This is a genomic window from uncultured Rhodococcus sp. (assembly GCF_963525155.1).
Taxonomy (GTDB): domain Bacteria; phylum Actinomycetota; class Actinomycetes; order Mycobacteriales; family Mycobacteriaceae; genus Rhodococcus_F; species Rhodococcus_F qingshengii.
Map to the genome: position 1 here is coordinate 1 of NZ_CAURKP010000006.1, position 16,867 is coordinate 16,867.

General features: G+C 62.6%; 17 protein-coding genes. 6 read left to right on the forward strand and 11 right to left on the reverse strand.

Annotation, left to right across the window (positions count from 1 at the left end):
- The 10 genes from RWT78_RS02460 to RWT78_RS02505 form a co-directional block, all read right to left on the reverse strand.
- Window positions 1-749, reverse strand: a 749-nt coding sequence (locus RWT78_RS02460; RefSeq protein WP_314673548.1) for a reverse transcriptase family protein, incomplete at its 3' end; no start/stop codon positions are given.
- Entirely contained in the window at window positions 653-1,198 is a 546-nt protein-coding gene (locus tag RWT78_RS02465) for a hypothetical protein (RefSeq protein WP_314673550.1), read from the reverse strand. The genes RWT78_RS02465 and RWT78_RS02460, both read right to left, overlap by 97 nt.
- 240 nt (window positions 1,199-1,438) lie before the next feature.
- Window positions 1,439-2,380 carry an ABC transporter substrate-binding protein gene (locus tag RWT78_RS02470; RefSeq protein WP_124567282.1) on the reverse strand — a complete coding sequence of 314 codons (942 nt, stop codon included), beginning with the start codon at window positions 2,378-2,380 and terminating at the stop codon, window positions 1,439-1,441.
- Window positions 2,381-2,421: 41 nt separating this feature from the next.
- Window positions 2,422-3,129, reverse strand: coding sequence for a class II aldolase/adducin family protein (locus tag RWT78_RS02475; RefSeq protein ID WP_058227752.1), 708 nt, complete (start codon window positions 3,127-3,129; stop codon window positions 2,422-2,424).
- A complete protein-coding gene (locus RWT78_RS02480; protein ID WP_314673563.1) occupies window positions 3,126-4,280 on the reverse strand; it encodes an LLM class flavin-dependent oxidoreductase in 1,155 nt (384 codons plus the stop codon). Before RWT78_RS02480 ends, RWT78_RS02475 begins: the two co-directional genes overlap by 4 nt.
- On the reverse strand, window positions 4,277-5,386 hold the full coding sequence (locus tag RWT78_RS02485; protein ID WP_054826133.1) for an LLM class flavin-dependent oxidoreductase: 1,110 nt from the start codon (window positions 5,384-5,386) through the stop codon (window positions 4,277-4,279). Before RWT78_RS02485 ends, RWT78_RS02480 begins: the two co-directional genes overlap by 4 nt.
- Window positions 5,383-6,426 (reverse strand): ABC transporter substrate-binding protein, encoded by a 1,044-nt coding sequence (locus RWT78_RS02490; RefSeq protein ID WP_314673566.1) that lies wholly within the window; start codon window positions 6,424-6,426, stop codon window positions 5,383-5,385. The genes RWT78_RS02485 and RWT78_RS02490 overlap by 4 nt, the downstream gene beginning before the upstream one ends.
- Window positions 6,410-7,252 (reverse strand): ABC transporter ATP-binding protein, encoded by an 843-nt coding sequence (locus RWT78_RS02495; RefSeq protein ID WP_007735504.1) that lies wholly within the window; start codon window positions 7,250-7,252, stop codon window positions 6,410-6,412. The genes RWT78_RS02490 and RWT78_RS02495 overlap by 17 nt, the downstream gene beginning before the upstream one ends.
- Window positions 7,249-8,106, reverse strand: a complete 858-nt coding sequence (locus tag RWT78_RS02500) for an ABC transporter permease (RefSeq protein WP_003946011.1) — start codon at window positions 8,104-8,106, stop codon at window positions 7,249-7,251. The genes RWT78_RS02495 and RWT78_RS02500 overlap by 4 nt, the downstream gene beginning before the upstream one ends.
- A gap of 4 nt (window positions 8,107-8,110) precedes the next feature.
- The gene (locus RWT78_RS02505) at window positions 8,111-9,163 is read right to left on the reverse strand and encodes an NrtA/SsuA/CpmA family ABC transporter substrate-binding protein (protein WP_003946072.1); all 1,053 of its coding nucleotides are present in this window, start codon (window positions 9,161-9,163) and stop codon (window positions 8,111-8,113) included.
- Between the two features lie 247 nt (window positions 9,164-9,410).
- Here RWT78_RS02505 and RWT78_RS02510 point away from each other — a divergent pair, with 247 nt between their 5' ends.
- From RWT78_RS02510 to RWT78_RS02525, 4 genes are all read left to right on the forward strand, one after another.
- The gene (locus RWT78_RS02510) at window positions 9,411-10,160 is read left to right on the forward strand and encodes an IclR family transcriptional regulator (protein ID WP_314673582.1); all 750 of its coding nucleotides are present in this window, start codon (window positions 9,411-9,413) and stop codon (window positions 10,158-10,160) included.
- Between the two features lie 118 nt (window positions 10,161-10,278).
- Window positions 10,279-10,749, forward strand: coding sequence for an NfeD family protein (locus RWT78_RS02515; protein ID WP_007735511.1), 471 nt, complete (start codon window positions 10,279-10,281; stop codon window positions 10,747-10,749).
- The gene (locus tag RWT78_RS02520; protein WP_003946040.1) at window positions 10,746-11,561 is read left to right on the forward strand and encodes a slipin family protein; all 816 of its coding nucleotides are present in this window, start codon (window positions 10,746-10,748) and stop codon (window positions 11,559-11,561) included. Before RWT78_RS02515 ends, RWT78_RS02520 begins: the two co-directional genes overlap by 4 nt.
- A gap of 59 nt (window positions 11,562-11,620) precedes the next feature.
- The gene (locus RWT78_RS02525; protein ID WP_314673588.1) at window positions 11,621-12,859 is read left to right on the forward strand and encodes a DUF222 domain-containing protein; all 1,239 of its coding nucleotides are present in this window, start codon (window positions 11,621-11,623) and stop codon (window positions 12,857-12,859) included.
- Between the two features lie 96 nt (window positions 12,860-12,955).
- Here RWT78_RS02525 and RWT78_RS02530 read toward each other — a convergent pair whose 3' ends face one another.
- A complete protein-coding gene (locus RWT78_RS02530) occupies window positions 12,956-13,798 on the reverse strand; it encodes an SDR family oxidoreductase (RefSeq protein ID WP_074447109.1) in 843 nt (280 codons plus the stop codon).
- A gap of 277 nt (window positions 13,799-14,075) precedes the next feature.
- Between RWT78_RS02530 and RWT78_RS02535 the strand changes: the two genes are divergently transcribed.
- Window positions 14,076-15,083, forward strand: coding sequence for a diiron oxygenase (locus tag RWT78_RS02535; protein WP_003943163.1), 1,008 nt, complete (start codon window positions 14,076-14,078; stop codon window positions 15,081-15,083).
- Between the two features lie 33 nt (window positions 15,084-15,116).
- Window positions 15,117-16,844, forward strand: a complete 1,728-nt coding sequence (locus tag RWT78_RS02540; RefSeq protein ID WP_314673607.1) for an FAD-dependent oxidoreductase — start codon at window positions 15,117-15,119, stop codon at window positions 16,842-16,844.
- Window positions 16,845-16,867: the final 23 nt, after the last annotated feature.

The following is a 16,867-nucleotide window of genomic DNA, read 5'->3' on the forward strand; positions in this document are numbered from 1 at the left end:
GTAGTGCTGGTTTCGCCGATGTGCGCGATCCGGCCGTAGATGTGGGCGCGGAAGTGCTCGACTCCCGCTCGATTCTGTTCCTGCGCGGAAGTATTGGCTGCATTGTGCAGCAGAGCGCGCAGGCGATCGTAGTCGTCACGCGGATACGACGGTTGGTCGTTGATCACCAGCCCGGTGAGGTGTTGGCGTCGATGAGGGCGCATCACCTTGATCTTTCGCGGATGGACGTCAAACCCTTCGTCCTGGGCGATCTGATTGATCGTCCAGAGGAGGGTGCCGACGTCGGCTATTTCGATTCCGGAGAAGGCGAGGTCGTCGGCGTATCGGGTGTAGGCGAGCCAGTTCGCCTGTGCGAGTGCGCTCGAGCGGATGTCGAATGTGCGCGCGACGAGATTCGCCAGTGCCGGCGAGGTGGGCGCGCCTTGTGGCAGATGCGCGGTGCGTAGCTGTGAGGCCTGTGCGTACGGTAGGCCGCGCAGAGTATCGGCAGGTGTTGCAACAGTGCACAATCCGGTGAGCACTCCTGCCACGGCGGGTGGGTAACCGAGAGCGGCGAAGACGGCGTGAACACGGTTTCCGGTGATCGACGGGAAGAATTGCATGAGATCCACGCCGATCACGATTTCCGACTGTGCATGCGGCGCTGCAAAAGTCAGTGGACTTCGTCCGCGAACAAACCCATGAGCTGCGTCGTGCGCGGGCACCTGGTCGAGGATGCGGCGCAGAATTTTGCGCTGGATTTCCCGCAACCGGGGTTTGGGTATCTCGAGGAGGCGAGCCCCGGCCTTCTGCTGATCTGCATCGGCCGGTAGTGGCGCAGTTGCAATGGTTTCGTGCGCAGCCACTCCCCACGGTCGGAGAACCACTCGAGTTCGGAGATCGTCAGATCCAGTGAACGCGCCAGGTCCGCACTGGTGTTGTAGCGCGGGACGTCGAACCGCCACACCGAGGATTCGTTGGTGTCCATCGAGACCGGGACGGGTCGAAGCCGCGGCAGTTCGCGTAGCAATCGGTACAGAGTCTGAGGTTCGAACGGTGGAGCGGGCATGAGATCGAGCACCCGGACGGCCAGCGATGTCGCCGACACACCGTGGACTGTTCCGAACGCCTCCTCGAGTCCACCGAGTGTCCATGGAGCGTCAGCGGCCGCAACTGCCAGACGCCGCGCCAACTCGGGATCGAGCTCGAGGTCACGCATGGATCGAGCCCGAGATGCGGCGGCGTGGGGTGACCAAATCCTTTGTCCGGAGCGGCGGCAAGCACGCGGAGCGTGCCGAGCGCCGGTGGACGCAGTATCCAATTCTTCTGGCCGACCCAGGGGTTACCCCTGAGACTGGTCGCGTGGACCAACTCTCACCCACGCGCCGCCGCATCTCTTCACAATGGCAGACCGTCCGGTATCTGTCACGTGTGAAGCTGATCTGTCAGCTGTGGGTCATCAGATCGACGAACGATCCGAACCGACGAACTCGCTGATCCACGGCACGACTGCTTCGCGGACGGTGACCGCCTTCGGCAGTAGTCCGTTGCTCAGCAGGAGATCGGCCGCCCGCTGCTGCTCGTCGAGGAACTCGTCGGTGACCGGGTTGACGCCGAAAGGACGTCCGCGCAGTGCAGCTTCCCAGGCATCGAGGCTTGCGGACCCACCACGCTTCTCGACGTCGTCGACGAAGATCTGCGCGGCTTCGCGGGGATTGGCTTCGATCCACGCATCGGATTCCTGCAGAGCCTCGATGATCGCCTGAAGGGCCTCCGGATTGGTCTCCGCGAAATCGCGCCGGGTGAACCACAGTGAGGGGTGGCTGAAGAGCCCGTCGGTGGCGATCAGCGTGCGCAGCTCGTGGTTCGCTTCGATGTCCGTCAGCCCCGGGTATGCACCTACCCAGGCATCGATGGTGCCGTCGACGAGATCCGCTCCACCACCGCGCACGTCGGTATCGACGGGGACGATGTCGGACCAGGTCAGCCCCGCCTGATCCAAGGCGAACAACAGAAGTGTGGTCTGCCACGATCCGTGCGCGATGCCGACTCGCTTGCCGCGCAGGTCCTCTACCGTGTTGATCTCGGACTCTGCTTTGACTACCAGGCGCCCGTTCTCCACGCGGGGGCCGGAAATTCCGATGTAGACGAGATCGCGGCCCTGAGCCAATCCGGTGACGGGCGGCGTGAATCCGGTTCCGATCACGTCGTATCCGCCCTCCTCGAACAGCCAGTCCGAGTGCAGGGTCGGCAAGGCGTTTTCCGGGTTGACTGCAGGCTTGGCGGGAAGCTCACGCAGGTCCACCCACTCGACGTCCGGGAGACGACGTTCGAGGATTCCGGTGTGACGCAGAACGAACAGCGAATTGTTGTGTGGGAAGTATCCGACGCGAACGGTCATGAGATCTACGGTTTCCTGTTCTGAATCAGTGATGGGGGTGGCTAGATGAGGCCGCGTCGACGCGCCTCGTCGGCGAGTCCGCTACGGCCCCACTGCACGGCGAGGTTGGACGGATCGAATTCGACCGAACCGCCGAGGGATTCGGCGATCGCCTGGAACTGTGCGCCCTCTTCGAGGAGGACGACGAACTTCGCGAGGTCGAGCAACCCGCTGCGGCCGATGACGTTGACCCCGCCGTTGGCTTCGAAGATCGCCACCAGATCGGGATCGTGTTCGAGACGCTCGAGAATGAAATCGCCTGCAGAACGGGACCGATCGATGTGCGGCGGAATCTCTCGGGAGAGCGTCAGCCTCTGCGAAGCCGCATAGCGGATGGGTAGCGTCCGATGTGTCTGTGCCCAACCGCCGAGCCACGGTGTGTGGATGTGGACAACGCTGGTGATTTCCGGATGCTGACGGAAGACCGATGCGTAGCCGGTGACAAATCCGGCCGAACCGTTGCCGGACAGCACCTCTCCATCGAAGGTGGCGACAACCGGTGACACCGACGGATCGTTCGCCCACGGTCCCGGATCGTTCAGGGCGACCGCGATTTCGGTGCCGGGTACTCGTTCGACGAAGTTGACGGTCCCGTTGGCTGCAACGGTTCCGGTCTTGCGGAAGACGTCGAATGCTTTGTCTGCTGCTTTGCGAGCTTCTTCGACGAATGCTGCGGTTTCGGTGTCGAGTCGAGTTTCGGTGGTGGTCATCGAGTCTCCAGTCCAGAAGGTGTGATCGGGGTGCGCTGCAGGAGGGGAAGAACTTCTTCGCCGACGCGGTATGCCTCTTCGAGATGCGGGTTACCGGCGAGGATGAAGGCGTCGACGCCCAGTTCGCGCAGCTCGTCGAGTCTTTCGGCGACCTGCTCGTAACTGCCGACCAGTCCGAACGCCGGTCCGCCGCGGATGAGGCTGAAGCCGCACCACACGTTGGGTTGCACTTCCAGATCTCGGTAGCCGGTGATGTGTTCGGGTACCCAGCCTTTGATGCGGGCGGCGCCCACCGAATCACCCTGGGCTGCACGGTCGGCGGCCCCCTTGTCGACGAAGGCCCAGCCTTTCTCGATCTCGGCCCACGCGGCTTCTTCGGTGTGCCGGGCAACGACGTCGATGCGTACGGCGAACTTCGGGGTGCGTCCCAGCTTGGCCGAGTTCTCCCGCACGTTGTCGATCTTGGCTCTCAGATCGGCGTACGGTTCCAGCCAGGAAAGGTAGTAATCGGAGTGCAGTCCGGCGGCGGCGACGGCTGCGGCCGAAGATCCGGAGAAGTACACCTCGGGAAACGGTTGGCCGGCAAGCCCGGGTGGCAGTGCAGCGCCGTGGGTTTGGAAGAAGCGACCGTCGAAGTCGAAAGGTTCACCGGCCCACACACCTTTGAGGACATCGAGGAACTCGGACGTCCTGGTGTAGCGATCGTCGTGGTCGACCTTGTCGCCCCACCACAGCTGAGGCGCTCCACCTCCGCCGCTGATGATGTTGTAGACCAGACGTCCACCGGTTGCGCGCTGCAGACTGGCCGACATTCGCGCGGCCTGGACCGGGTGAAGGAACCCTGGTTGGAACGCAACCATGAAACGGTACGTGGTGGTCTCGGCGGCCAACGCTGCTGCGGTCGCCCACGGATCCTCGGTCATCGGGAAAGACGGCAGCAGTCCACCGAGGAACCCTGCGGACTCGGAAGCCTTTGCCACCGCTGCCATGTGGTCGATGTAGCTGTATCCGTCCAACTCGCCGCCCCGGATCGCGGGAGCGATGTTGCCCGGCCCGTATCCACCGGCATCGCCGCGGTTGTAGCGACGCGGAGTACGCAGCGACGCGTGGTCGCCTTCCATCCCGATCCGCCAATAGAAATCGATGCTCATGCGGTGGCCTTCTCTTCTGTGGTGGCCTTCTCTTCCTTGCGGATCCGACCCTCGGGATCGACCAGGTGCAGGAGATGCTCGCCCGCCCGGTGCAGCTCTTCGATGTGTGGCCGACCGGACAGGACGAAACCGTCCACGCCGATATCGCGATACGACGACAATCGCTGCGCCACTTCCTCGTAGCTTCCGACGAGGCCGATACTGTGCTCGTAGCCGATGCGGTCGAATCCGGACCACAGGATGCCGCCACGATCGATCTCGAGTGCCGCGGAATCGGATTCTCTCAGTTGCCGTTCGACGCGAGCCCAGGCTTCGTCGGCTGTTTCCCTCGCGATGATCGGGATGCGCAGGACCTTCTCGACGGTCCTGCCGAGTTCGGATGCTCGGTCGTCGAGGGTGGTGATCCGTGTCGACAACTCGTCGCCGGCAAGGGTGAACTGATGGACATCGGCATGGTGGGCCGAGAGTTCCAGAGCTTCCGGTGAGTCCCCGGTCAGATGCACTCGGGGAAAGCGGAGTCCCGACAAGATGCCTCGGAATCCGCCGCCGAGTACGTCGTAGTACTCGCCGTCGAAGTCGTAACCCGTGCCGCCGAATCCGCCGGGGAGAATCTGTTCCTCGTTCCACACACCGCGTGCGACGGTCAGGAACTCCGCGGCGCGCGCGTAGCGGTCGGCTCCTCGAACCGCATCACCGCGAGCTATGGCATCTTCAGCGTCAGTATCGACCTTCACTCGCCATTCGAGACGACCTGCCGACAGGCGCTGAAGTGTCGCCGACATTTTGGCGGCGTAGACGGGGGTGCCGAAAGTGGGGTGAAACTCCACGACCACTCGCGAATGACGCGTCTGACGTAGGGCGGCGGCTGCAACGATCCAGGATTCTTCGCCATTCGGATCGTACGGTGCGACAACGCCGTCGACGCCCGACAGTTCGGCTGCGAGAACGATCTGTGCCAATTCGTCGAAGGGCCCGAAGTTTCCGGGGCGAACATCGGTCGCGACGGTAGTCGGTCGCTGTGGCCCGAAGCCGCCGCGACTGTTCAGCGCGGCCACGGCCCGGCGTCCGTCACCGCGCGAGGGCAGCTCCCAGTAGACGTCCGTCATTCTGCTGTGCCCTTCTGCGCGGCGACAAGTGCGCGTGCCTGTTCCAGTGGTTCGTGCGCCACCCAGGACTGCAGGTCGAAGTCGGCGGCAAGGAAGCCGTGCGCATACAGGAATTGTTTCTGCACGCCGAGCAGGTCCACACGCTCGTCAGACAGGTTCAGATGCAGTCCGGTGTGGAAGTTCTCGCCGTACGCTGCCACCACACCTTCGGGCCCCGACTGTGTTTCGGTCTGCAGAACGGCTCGGACCTCGTCGATGTTGGCTGCGGCCCAGTCCGCCGCTCTCAGGCTCTCGGCGAGGAAACCCACGACGATGTCCGGGCGCTGTTCGAGTAGATCGGCGTGAACCGTGATCGGTCGTGGGGTGCCGTTGTTGACGCGATCACGCAGGGAAGCAGTGGAATCGAGATCGACGGCCACCGCGAGACCGTGTTCGCGGGCAACTTCCTGGGCTCGGGCGCCCTTGACGTAGATTGCGTCGACGTCGCCGCGTAGCAGGGATTCGACGCCCCACGTCGTGTTGCGGGTGGACGAGGCGGTGCGGACCTCGGGGGCCGCCGTCGTCGCAACCTCGACGAGAGTGACGTCGGCAAAACTCAACTCGCCGAGTCGAAGTGCGGAGGCGAAGCCGTGCAGGGCCATGGCACGGGGGAAGCTCCTGGCCTGATCTGCCGCCCAGGCCGGGATGCCGATCCGAGCGCCTGCCAGAAGACCGGCTTCTCGGATGTCGGAGTCTCCGCGCACCAGGATTGCCTGGGCCTCGTCGATCCAGGTGAGCCCGATGAGCCTCGTCGGAGAACCACTGGCACGCGCGGCCAGTGCGGGGACGTTGCCGCCTTCGCGAATGAGTCCGGAGAGGTGGTGATCGAAATGGCGCACTGCCAATTCCGGTCCGGCATCTTGCAGTACGCCGAAACGCACTCCGGATTCGTTTGCCGTCCGGTCGAGCCAACCGAGACTGTTGGCGAGGCCGCTGGCGGTGGGAACGGGGCAGCGGGTGTACCAGAGTGTGTCGATTGCGGAATCAGCGATCAATGTCATGACTGTCCTGTCCGTCGGGGAAGGTGCGACCGACGCCGAGTTCCTTCAGGAAACTCGCTCGGTAGCGCAGAGATTCGGGATCGTTCCGATCGCGGGGGCGTGGCAGGTCGATGTCGACATCCACGGCAAACCCGCCCTTGTCGAGGATGAGCACACGGTCGGCAAGTCGTACGGCTTCGTCGACGTCGTGCGTGACGAGCAGTACTGCCGGACGGTGGCGGGCGACCAGATCGCCTACCAGGTCTTGCATTTGGAGCCTGGTCAAAGCGTCGAGGGCTGCGAACGGTTCGTCGAGCAGCAATAGTTCAGGTTCGCGAACCAGAGCGCGCGCCAAAGCGACGCGTTGGGCCTCGCCGCCGGAGAGGGTGGCCGGCCAGGCGCGGTGCTTGTCCGCGAGGTTGACCTCGGCGAGTGCGTTGCGCGCATTGTCGGTGACCTGACGTGACCGTTTCTGTCCGACTGTGACATTGGCCAGAACTCGCTTCGACGGTATCAATCGCGGTTCCTGGTAGACAACCGTGCGGTCGCGTGGGACCAGCACCTCACCGCTGTCCGGTGCTTCCAAACCGGAGAGCACCCGCAGTAGGGTCGTCTTGCCGGTACCGCTGGGGCCGAGGAGAACGACGAACTCGCCGCGCGTGATCTCGAGGTCGATACCACCTAGAACAGTCTTGTCACCGAACGACTTACGCACTCCGGTGAGCGAGACCGCTACCGGTGATCCGGCACGTCGCTCGGCCGCGGTGGTGCCGGTCCGCTCACGGGCTGCCAACGGCGGCAGAGGTGCTTCGGTGGATGGCAGCGAGCCGATGGTTGTATTTGTCATCGCGCCACCGACAATCTCCGCCACGGCATGGAGTACCGCTCGATCAGTCTGACGATTGCGTCGAAGATGAGTCCCAGTGCCGCGTACATGACGATGCACAGAACCATGTAGTCGGTGCGGTTGTATTCCTGCGCCAGGGTGACCAGATATCCGATGCCCTCACGTGTGCCGACCTGCTCGGCGGCGATCAATCCGGTGATGCTGAGTGACAGGCAGATTCGAAGCCCCATCAGAACACCGGGGAGGGCGGTCGGAAGAATCGCTCCGAACACCAGTCGCCAACCCGTCAAGCCGAAACCTTGTGCCGCTTCCACCATCTTGCGATCGACTCCGCGCACTCCCAGGTAGGTGTACGCGTACATGGGGGCGACGGTCGCGACGGCGATCAGGACTACCTTGAAGGTTTCGTCGATACCGAACCAGGCGATGAACAACGGAACGAGCGCGAGGAACGGAACCGCGCGGTTGATCTGCATGGTCGAGTCGATCAGTTCTTCGCCGAGCGAGGAGAGACCGGACAGAACCCCGAGCACCAATCCGACGATCACACCGACCGAAACACCGAGTGCGGCACGTTGAAGCGACGCGAGACCGAAGTCGACCAACTGACCCGACTGGTACAGCTCGGCGAATGCCGTCCACACCGCCGGAGGTCCGGCCAGGATCTCTTCGCGGATCAGTCCGGTAGCGGATCCGATCCACCATCCGGCAACCAGCAGCGCGGGCACGAGGAAGCGGAGTGGGATCGAGACCCACTTGGGCCTGCTGCGATTGCGGCGGTAGCGGGGCGTTTCGAGTTGCGGATGCTCCACTGACGGCGACGCAGTTCGTGCGGGCCGGGTCAGCGTCACCATCGGGTCACTTCCCCTCGGTGGTGGGTGCTGCCGCTGCCGAACCTGCCACAGCACCCTGGAGGTCGAAGATCACGTCACTGCCCTTGATCGGCTGCTGGATCACCTTGTTGTCGGCGAACAACGTGGAGATCGATTCGAGGTCGGTAGCGTCGGCTGCAGTCGGGTAACGGAAGTTGGTGATCTGGCCGCCCAGGGTGATCGCGTCGTCGAGTCGCTGTCCGGAGAGTGCGCGCGGACCGGTCTGTTCGAAGACGTTCTCGAATGCTGCCGGGTCGGCCTGCTGCTTCGCGGTGAGTTCCTGGGTGACCTCGAGGAACTTCTGGACCACCTCGGGATGCGCTTCGAGTACTGCGGTGCGGCCGGCGATGATGGTGCTGTCCACGGAGTCGATGCTCGCCTCGGTTGCGATCTCGACCGCGCCCTTGGCCTTGGCCTCCTGATACGGAATCAAGAACGATGCCCACGCGTCGACCTGCCCGGTGGAGAACGCCGACGCCGCGTCAGCCTGTTGCAGCGGAACACGTTCGACGGAATCGATCGGCACTCCGGCCTGTGTCAGAGCCTTGAGCGTGATGTACTCGCCCTTGCCTGCAGGGTTGACGGCAATGCGTTTGCCGGCCAGATCTGCGACGGTCTTGATGCCGGACTCCGGTGTGGCGATGATGCCGGCCTGGTCCTTGTTGTACGGGTCGGACGTGGCGAAGATGCGGACACCCACGTCCTTGGACAGTGCGCCGACGACGGGACTGTATGCGCCGGTTTGGATGTCGAGTTCACCGCTGTTGAAGAGTTTGAGGTTGGAGCTGAATCCCGGTGTGGTCTTGACCCATTCGATCTTTGCGCCCAGCGGTGCCAGAGCCTCGTCGTAGGTTCCGTCACGCTTGCCGACGGCGATGGCACCGGAGTTTCCGGGATCGAAGACCTTGAGCGTGAAGTCTGCGCTGGAATTGCCTGCGGCGCTGTCGGAATCGGAAGACCCACACGCCACCGCCAACCCGGCCAGCGGGATCATGGCGAGCGCAGCGGCAGCTCGTGGCAGTCGGCGGAAGCGGGACATGTATGTGGCTCCTTCAGGCGTTGAATCGTCAGAACTGACGACGATGACGCTATTGGGTGCCTGTCCGTTTTACCCCCGTTTGTTTTCTGGAGATTGGAAATCTTGACAACATCGGAAGTCTGTTCATCTGGGCTTTTGTAGGTCCACGTTCGGTTCCTTTCCATCTGATGGAAAGGATGGCCGGACTGCTGGGTCCGTGTTAGCGTCCGATTCTCAGGTCGATCAGGCCACAGCGAAAGGATCGTTCGTGACGGACGCACGCGGCGCGGGAGTTCAGACGGTAACCCGTGCCCTGACCATGCTCACATGTTTTCGCAGTGGCGAAGAACTGGGAGTCTCGGAAGTTGCGCGGCGACAAGAGCTTGCGGTCAGCACCACGCATCGATTGCTGCAGTCGCTCGTCGACGCGGGGTTTCTCGAGAAGGACGACGCAACCAGTCGGTATCGCATCGGCGCGGCGCTGGCGGCTTACGGACAGGTCTCCTACCGGCAGCATCGGATCTATCTGTCCGAGCCCTACTTGGAGCAATTGGCCGCGACGACAGGAGCATCCGCTTCCCTGGCAGTGCGAAGCGGAAGTGAGGTGGTGTTGCTCGGATTCAGTCGGTGGCGCGAGGCCGACGGGCACGTGCTGCAGGGTGTCCGCCTTCCCTTGCATGCGAGCGCACTGGGGAAAGCCTTTCTGGCCTGGTCCGATGTCGACGACTTCGAACTTGCTGCTCTGCCACGTGAAGCGACCACTCAGCGTGCGATCACCGATGTTGCCGGTATCCGCCGGGAACTGGAACTGACTCGCGAGCGAGGATACGGATTCAACGACGAGGAGTTGACCCCGGATTTCCGAACAATCGGAATTCCGATAATCGATGGATCCGGCACTGTGCGTTACGCTCTCGGGCTTCGTGGTCCGGTCGAGCTGATGATCGACGAACGGATTCCATTCCTCGCGGATCTTGCCAAGGTGACTGCACGACAGATCGGTGAGGTCCTTCTCTGACGTGATGTGAAAGCGCTTGTGGCAGATCCGGCCGAACGTGATTACCGTTGAAGTCGAGGGCGCGATCGCACAATGGCTACGCGACGTGACCGCGTCCTCGCGAGCGTGGAGACGAGTGATGACGACGATCGGTGTCGTTGCCCTGCTGCTGGGCGTCCTGTTGATCGTGGTCGAGGCGCATGCCCCAACCGCGGGGGTGCTCGGTGCGCTTGGAGCACTCATGATCGGTGCCGGCGTGTGGATGCTCTTCACGTCCGACGGTATCGGGCAATTGATCGCGATCCCGGTGACGGCGGGGGTCGCGGTAGTCGGCCTGGGCGTGGTGGCGGTAGCGAGTCGAAAAGCGCTTACCGCGCGCCGCGCTCCCGTGCGTACGGGGACGGAATCTCTTGTCGGCTCGGACGCGACCGTTCGCAGTTGGACCGGTGCGCAGGGTCAGGTCGAGCTCGACGGCGGATTATGGCGTGCTCGAATGGAATTCGGGTACGACGATTCTGTGCCCGCCGTGGGCGAATCCGTCGTCGTAGAGCAGGTTCGAGGCCTGACTCTGAAAGTGCGCCGTCGTGAACCGTGGGAGCTGCCGCTATGACCACCGTGCTTGTCGTGTTGTCCGTGTTTGTCGTGCTGATTGCAGTCCTTGTGGGCATGTCGGTGAGAGTTCTGCGCGAGTACGAGCGCGCGGTGGTGTTCCGCCTCGGTCGACTGATCACCTTGAAGGGTCCTGGTCTGGTGATTTTGGTGCCGGCGATCGATCGCATGGAGCGGGTCAGTCTGCGAACCGTCACGCTGAAGATACCGGTCCAAGAAGTGATCACTCGCGACAACGTCCCCGTGAAGGTCACCGCCGTCACGTACTTTCGGGTCGTCGACGCCGACCGTTCGATAGTCGAGGTCGAGGATTTTCTGGCCGCCACCTCACAGATCGCCCAGACCACACTGCGCTCCATTCTCGGTAAAGCTGAGTTGGACTCGCTGCTCTCCGAACGTGAACGCCTCAACGAGGACTTGCAGAAGGTAATCGATCAGCAGACCGAGCCGTGGGGAGTCAAGGTCACGACCGTCGAGATCAAGGACGTCGAGATTCCGGCCAACATGCAGCGCGCCATCGCCAGGCAAGCAGAGGCCGAACGAGAGCGGCGAGCCAAGATCATCAACGCCGACGCAGAGTTTCAGGCTTCGGCCAAGCTCGCCGAGGCGGCCGAGGTGATCAGCCGCAATCCGACCACCCTGCAATTGCGATATCTACAGACACTTCACGAGATCGGTAGCGAGAACAACTCCACCGTTGTCTTCCCGTTGCCGCTGGATCTTGTCCGGCCCTTTATCGGTGGCGGAGTTGCGGCAACTCCCGCGACCCAAGAACCTGCCCGTTTCGCCTGGAATGCGAAAGTTGTTGATTAGCATCTAGTTTCGGTTCTCCACCCCTTGTATTCGAAACTATGTTCGAATATGATTGCTGCATGGACAGTCGGGATGCGTGGCAGCTGGATGGCGAGGGCCTCAAGGGTGAGGTTCTGGATCTGGTGCGTGTCCGGCACGAGTTGCAGTCGCGGATGGTGTTGCTGATCGTGGAGATGTTTTCCCGGGAGGTTCTCGGCGGGAAGGGTTTTCGGGCGATCGCGCAGTGGTTGCATGGTTCGACGAATCTGGAGATCGGTGAGTGCAGTCTGCTGGTCGGGTTGGCGCGGTTGTTGATGCTCGAACCGGTTGTCGCGGATGCGTTTCATCGTGGTGACGTGGATGCGTTGAAAGCCCGGCAGGTGGCGTCGTTCTGTCAGCATCCACCCAAGAACATGACCCTGGCGGATGTGGACAAGGCCCGCGGGATCTTGCTCGGGTTGGCGTCGAAGAACATCGCTGATTGTGATGCGGTGCGGGCGGCGATCCGGCGGATCGAGAAGCAGTACGGCAAACGCGAAGACGGCGTTCCGGTGGGTGAGGATTCGGAGCGTAACGAGTTCTACGCGTCGAAAGGCCTGTACGGGCGGGTCACTGTGAAGGGTGATTTGGATGCGGTGAACGGGGCGCGTCTGATCACGTTGTTGTCGAGCCTGTCTGCGCCGACACCGGAGAAAGACGGCGTCAAAGACACCCGCACTCCGGCATTACGGCGTGCGGACGGGTTCTGCGAACTACTGCGGCGGTACGAGCGGGCGGGGTTGGGTCCGATCGAAGGCGGAGTGAAACCGCACATCACGGTCACCGCGTCCGCGAAAGACATGACCGACCTCAAAGCGTTGAAGGATCTACTGCCGTCGACTCAGGAACTGGGTTTCGCGTGGACGGATTGGGTGGGCCCGATCAGTATCGACACCGCACGGATGTTGGCGTGCGACTGCACGGTCACCCGGATTTTGTTGGATGAGAATGGTGTTCCGCTCGACTGCGGTAAGGAAGCGAGAACGGCAACGGTGCCGCAGCGGCGGGCTCTTGCGGTTCGTGATGGTGGGTGTGCGTTTCCGGGGTGCGGGACTCCGTCGGGGTGGTGCGATGCCCATCATATTGTTCACTGGAACGATGGTGGCCCAACAGATCTCGACAACCTGATCTTGTTGTGCGGTCATCACCACCGGACGATGCACCACACGGAATGGCGTGTCGAGATCGGACCGGATCGGAAAACGGTGTTCTATCCACCGATGTCGATCGATCCGTATCAACAGCCGATCGGCGGGAACAGCCCACCCACAGCGGCGTGAACCGCGACAATCGAATACATCAGCACCGGGGACGAACCATGCCCCGGTGCTGGTGCACGTTTCTGGTCAGATCCCAACCCCTCAAATCCCAGCCCCTCAGATCCCGGCCCTTCGCACGAGAGCGTCAGTGGCAGAAGGGGATACAACGTCAATCGCTCGTAACAGCCCCGCGTACCGCGGATACAGCTCGACGGGACGCGTATTGATCGCCCTCAAGATCCACGATGCAGCTTGATCGGCCGTCAGCGCCGGCTGGCTCACGTAATCCGCCGTCGGCGCGATCATCGGTGTTCGTATGAGTGGGAACTGCACTGTGGTGACATCGACACCGGTGCCGTGACATTCCGCGCCGAGGCTTCGGCCGAATGCACTGAGAGCAGACTTCGACGCGTGATAGGCACTGAACCTCGGCATCACGCCCGCAGTGACTCCCCAGGTTCCGACGTTGATGATGTGTCCGGACTTCGCCTCGAGCATCGCGGGCAGTAGCCGCAACGTCAATCTTGTCGGCCCGAAGTAGTTCAGCGCCATGGTGCGCTCGTAGTCATGGAATCGGTCGACCGAATCCAACGCGGTACGCCGGATCGAGCGACCCGCATTGTTGACGAGGATGTCGACCGACCCGAATCGATCCGCGATCGTCTCCGCGAGTTCGTCAACGGCTTCACCGCGGGAGAGGTCCGCAGGCACGATGTGTGCCCATCCTCCCCTGCGGTGAATCTCGTCCCGTACGTGTTCGAGGTTTTCCTCACCGCGCGCGACCAGGATCATCTCGGCTCCCCGACGAGCCAAAAGATGAGCTGTCGCCTCACCGATCCCCGACGAGGCTCCCGTCAGGACGATGGTCTTGTCGGAAAGCGTGACGCCGCGAGACGGAACAAGTGAGCGCAGACGCGTCGGAGGTCTCAATGCAAGATTGCTGAGAATCGATCTGATCACGTCGGCCTCGGTTCGATCTTCGCGTGCGATTCGGTGCGAACCCGTCCCTGAACAGCCCACTTCGGACGCACCGCGGAAATTACTCAAAAGTAAGTTATGGCGCCGTTTCGGCCGTGTCAAGAATTCGTCGGGATTCAGGAGTATCTGCCACTAGCTTTTCCTGATACCTCGGGTTACATTAAATCCAGACCGAGTGCCAGCGATCACACAACCGGCCCTCGATTCCACCGAACACCGCGAGAAATACCAGCGGTGACCGAAACGAAGAGGAGACGCCATGACGCTCACATCGCCGCTCGACAAGCGCGGAGAAGCATCCGACGACTCGTACAACGAGACGCTTCGACTCCTGTCCGAGGGCTCGGTGCACAAGCACTTCGACCCGTACCTCGACATCGACTGGGACTCCCCCGAGTTTGCCGTCGTCCCGAACGATCGCCGCTGGATCCTCCCGGCCGAGACTGACCCGCTGGGCGCACACCCGTGGTACCAGTCGCAGTCCGAGGCCAGGCAGATCGAAATCGGCATGTGGCGCCAGGCCAATGTCGCGAAGGTCGGTCTCCAGTTCGAGAACATTCTGATCCGCGGCATGATGCAGTACGTCTTCTCGCTGCCCAACGATTCGGCCGAGGCGCGTTACTGCACGCACGAGTCGGTCGAAGAGTGCAACCACACGATGATGTTCCAGGAGATGGTCAACCGCATCGGTGCCGACGCTCCCGGGATGAGCCGTCCGATGAAGATGCTTGCACCCTTCATCCCCCTCGCTGCGGGTCCGTTCCCCGAACTGTTCTTCGTCGGTGTCCTCGCCGGTGAAGAGCCGATCGACCACATTCAGAAGAGCATCCTGCGCGCCGGCGGCCAGATTCACCCGATCATGCAGTCGGTCATGGCCATCCACGTAGCCGAGGAAGCGCGTCATATCTCGTTCGCGCACAAGCTTCTGAGCCGTCGCATCCCGCTGATGTCACGCCCGAACCGGTTCGTCCTCTCGCTGCTGTTCCCGATCGTCATGCGCATTCTCTGTGACGCCATCGTCATCCCGCCGAAGTCCTTCTGGAAGCAGTTCGACATCCCGAAGTCCGTGAAGAAGGACCTGTTCTGGGATCTGCCCGAGTCGCGCCAGACCCTGCGCAACTACTTCGGTGACGTCCGCATGCTGGCCACCGACACCGGCCTGATGAACCGTGCCTCGCGCCTGGTGTGGAAGGCCTGCAAGATGGACGGCCGCGCATCACGCTTCCGTAGCGAACCTCACCGCAGCTCGCACAACGCCGCCGCGTAGCTCCCGGACAGTCGAGATCGGACTCATAGCGCCATGCCACACGTAGTCACGCAGTCCTGTTGCAGCGACGCCTCGTGCGTCTACGCCTGCCCGGTCAACTGCATCCATCCGACGCCGGACGAGCCGGACTTCCTCACCGCCGAGATGCTGCACATCGATCCGCAGGCCTGCGTCGACTGTGGCGCATGCGTCTCGGCCTGCCCGGTCGACGCCATCGTCCCCGAGTCGAAGCTGACCGACCCGCAGCGAGTCTTCCTGTCCATCAATGCGGACTTCTACAAGGAAGAGCGACCCAGGCCGCTTCTCGCCAAGGTCATCCCGGCAGCCCACGTCGACAAGGGCCGACCGCCGTTGCGCGTTGCGATCGTCGGTTCCGGACCGTCGGCGATGTACGCCGCGGACGAGTTGCTGACTCAGCCTGACGTGCAGGTCAATGTCTTCGATCGCCTTCCTGTGCCTTACGGCTTGGTTCGCGCCGGCGTTGCTCCGGACCATCAGAAGACCAAGCAGGTCACTCGCTCGTTCGACAAGATCGCCGCACAAAAGGGTTTCGAGTTCTACCTCAACGTCGAGATCGGCAAGCACATCTCGCACAGCGAACTGCTCGAAAATCACCATGCGGTGCTCTACGCAGTCGGCGCTTCGTCCGACCGTGGTCTCGGCATTCCGGGCGCTGATCTGCCTGGCACGGCCTCGGCCACCGACTTCGTGGCCTGGTACAACGGACACCCCGATCACGCCGACGACGTCTTCGATCTCTCGCATCGCCGCGCGGTCATCATCGGAAACGGAAACGTCGCGCTCGACGTCGCTCGCATTCTGACGGCCGATCCCGAGAAGTTGGCGGGCACCGACATCTCCGCTCACGCACTCGCCGCTCTGCGAAAGAGTCGCGTCGAAGAAGTTGTCATCGTGGGTCGACGCGGAATCGCGCAGTCCGCGTTCACAGTCCCCGAGTTCACCGGCCTGATGGCACTGCCGGACATCGAACTCTCTGTCGGACCCGACGACATGGTTCTCGACTCGGCCACCGAAGAACTGGCAAAACGCGGCGAGCTTCCGCATGCCGTCGAGCAGAAGTTGCGTCTCCTCGAAGCCCTGAAGAACCGCGATCACGTCGACGTCGGCAACAAGCGCATCACGTTGCGCTACCTGCTCACACCGACCTCGATCACCGGCGACGATCAGGTCAGCGGAATCGAGTTCGCTCGCAACGCTCTTGTCGACGCCAACGGAACCGTGCAGATCGAAGCAACCGGCGATACCGAGACCATTGATACCGGCTTGGTCCTCACCTCGATCGGCTACCGCGGAGTGCCCATCCCCGGCGTCCCGTTCGACGAGCGTGCGTCGGTCATTCCGAACGAGAACGGCCGAGTCCTCGAAGCTCCGAACGGTGATCCCGCCACCGGGGTCTACGCGACCGGTTGGATCAAGCGCGGACCGAGTGGGTTCATCGGCACCAACAAGTCCTGCGCGCAGGAAACGATCAGGATGCTCGTCGACGACTTCAACGACGGACGCCTGACCAACCCGGTCGCAGACGACTCCGCAGTCGATCGTCTGGTCCGGGCGCGACAGTCCGACGTCGTCGACCGCGAGGGCTGGCACGCCATCGACAAGGCGGAACTGGAACGCGGCGCTGCGCACGATCGTGCCCGCGAAAAGGTTCTGGATCAGGTCGAGATCACCTCCATCCTCGACGCTGCGGCCCGAGTGAAACCGACGCGTCGATTCGGTCGACCTGTACGCGTTCGCTGATCCGCTACAGGTAAACAGCTACT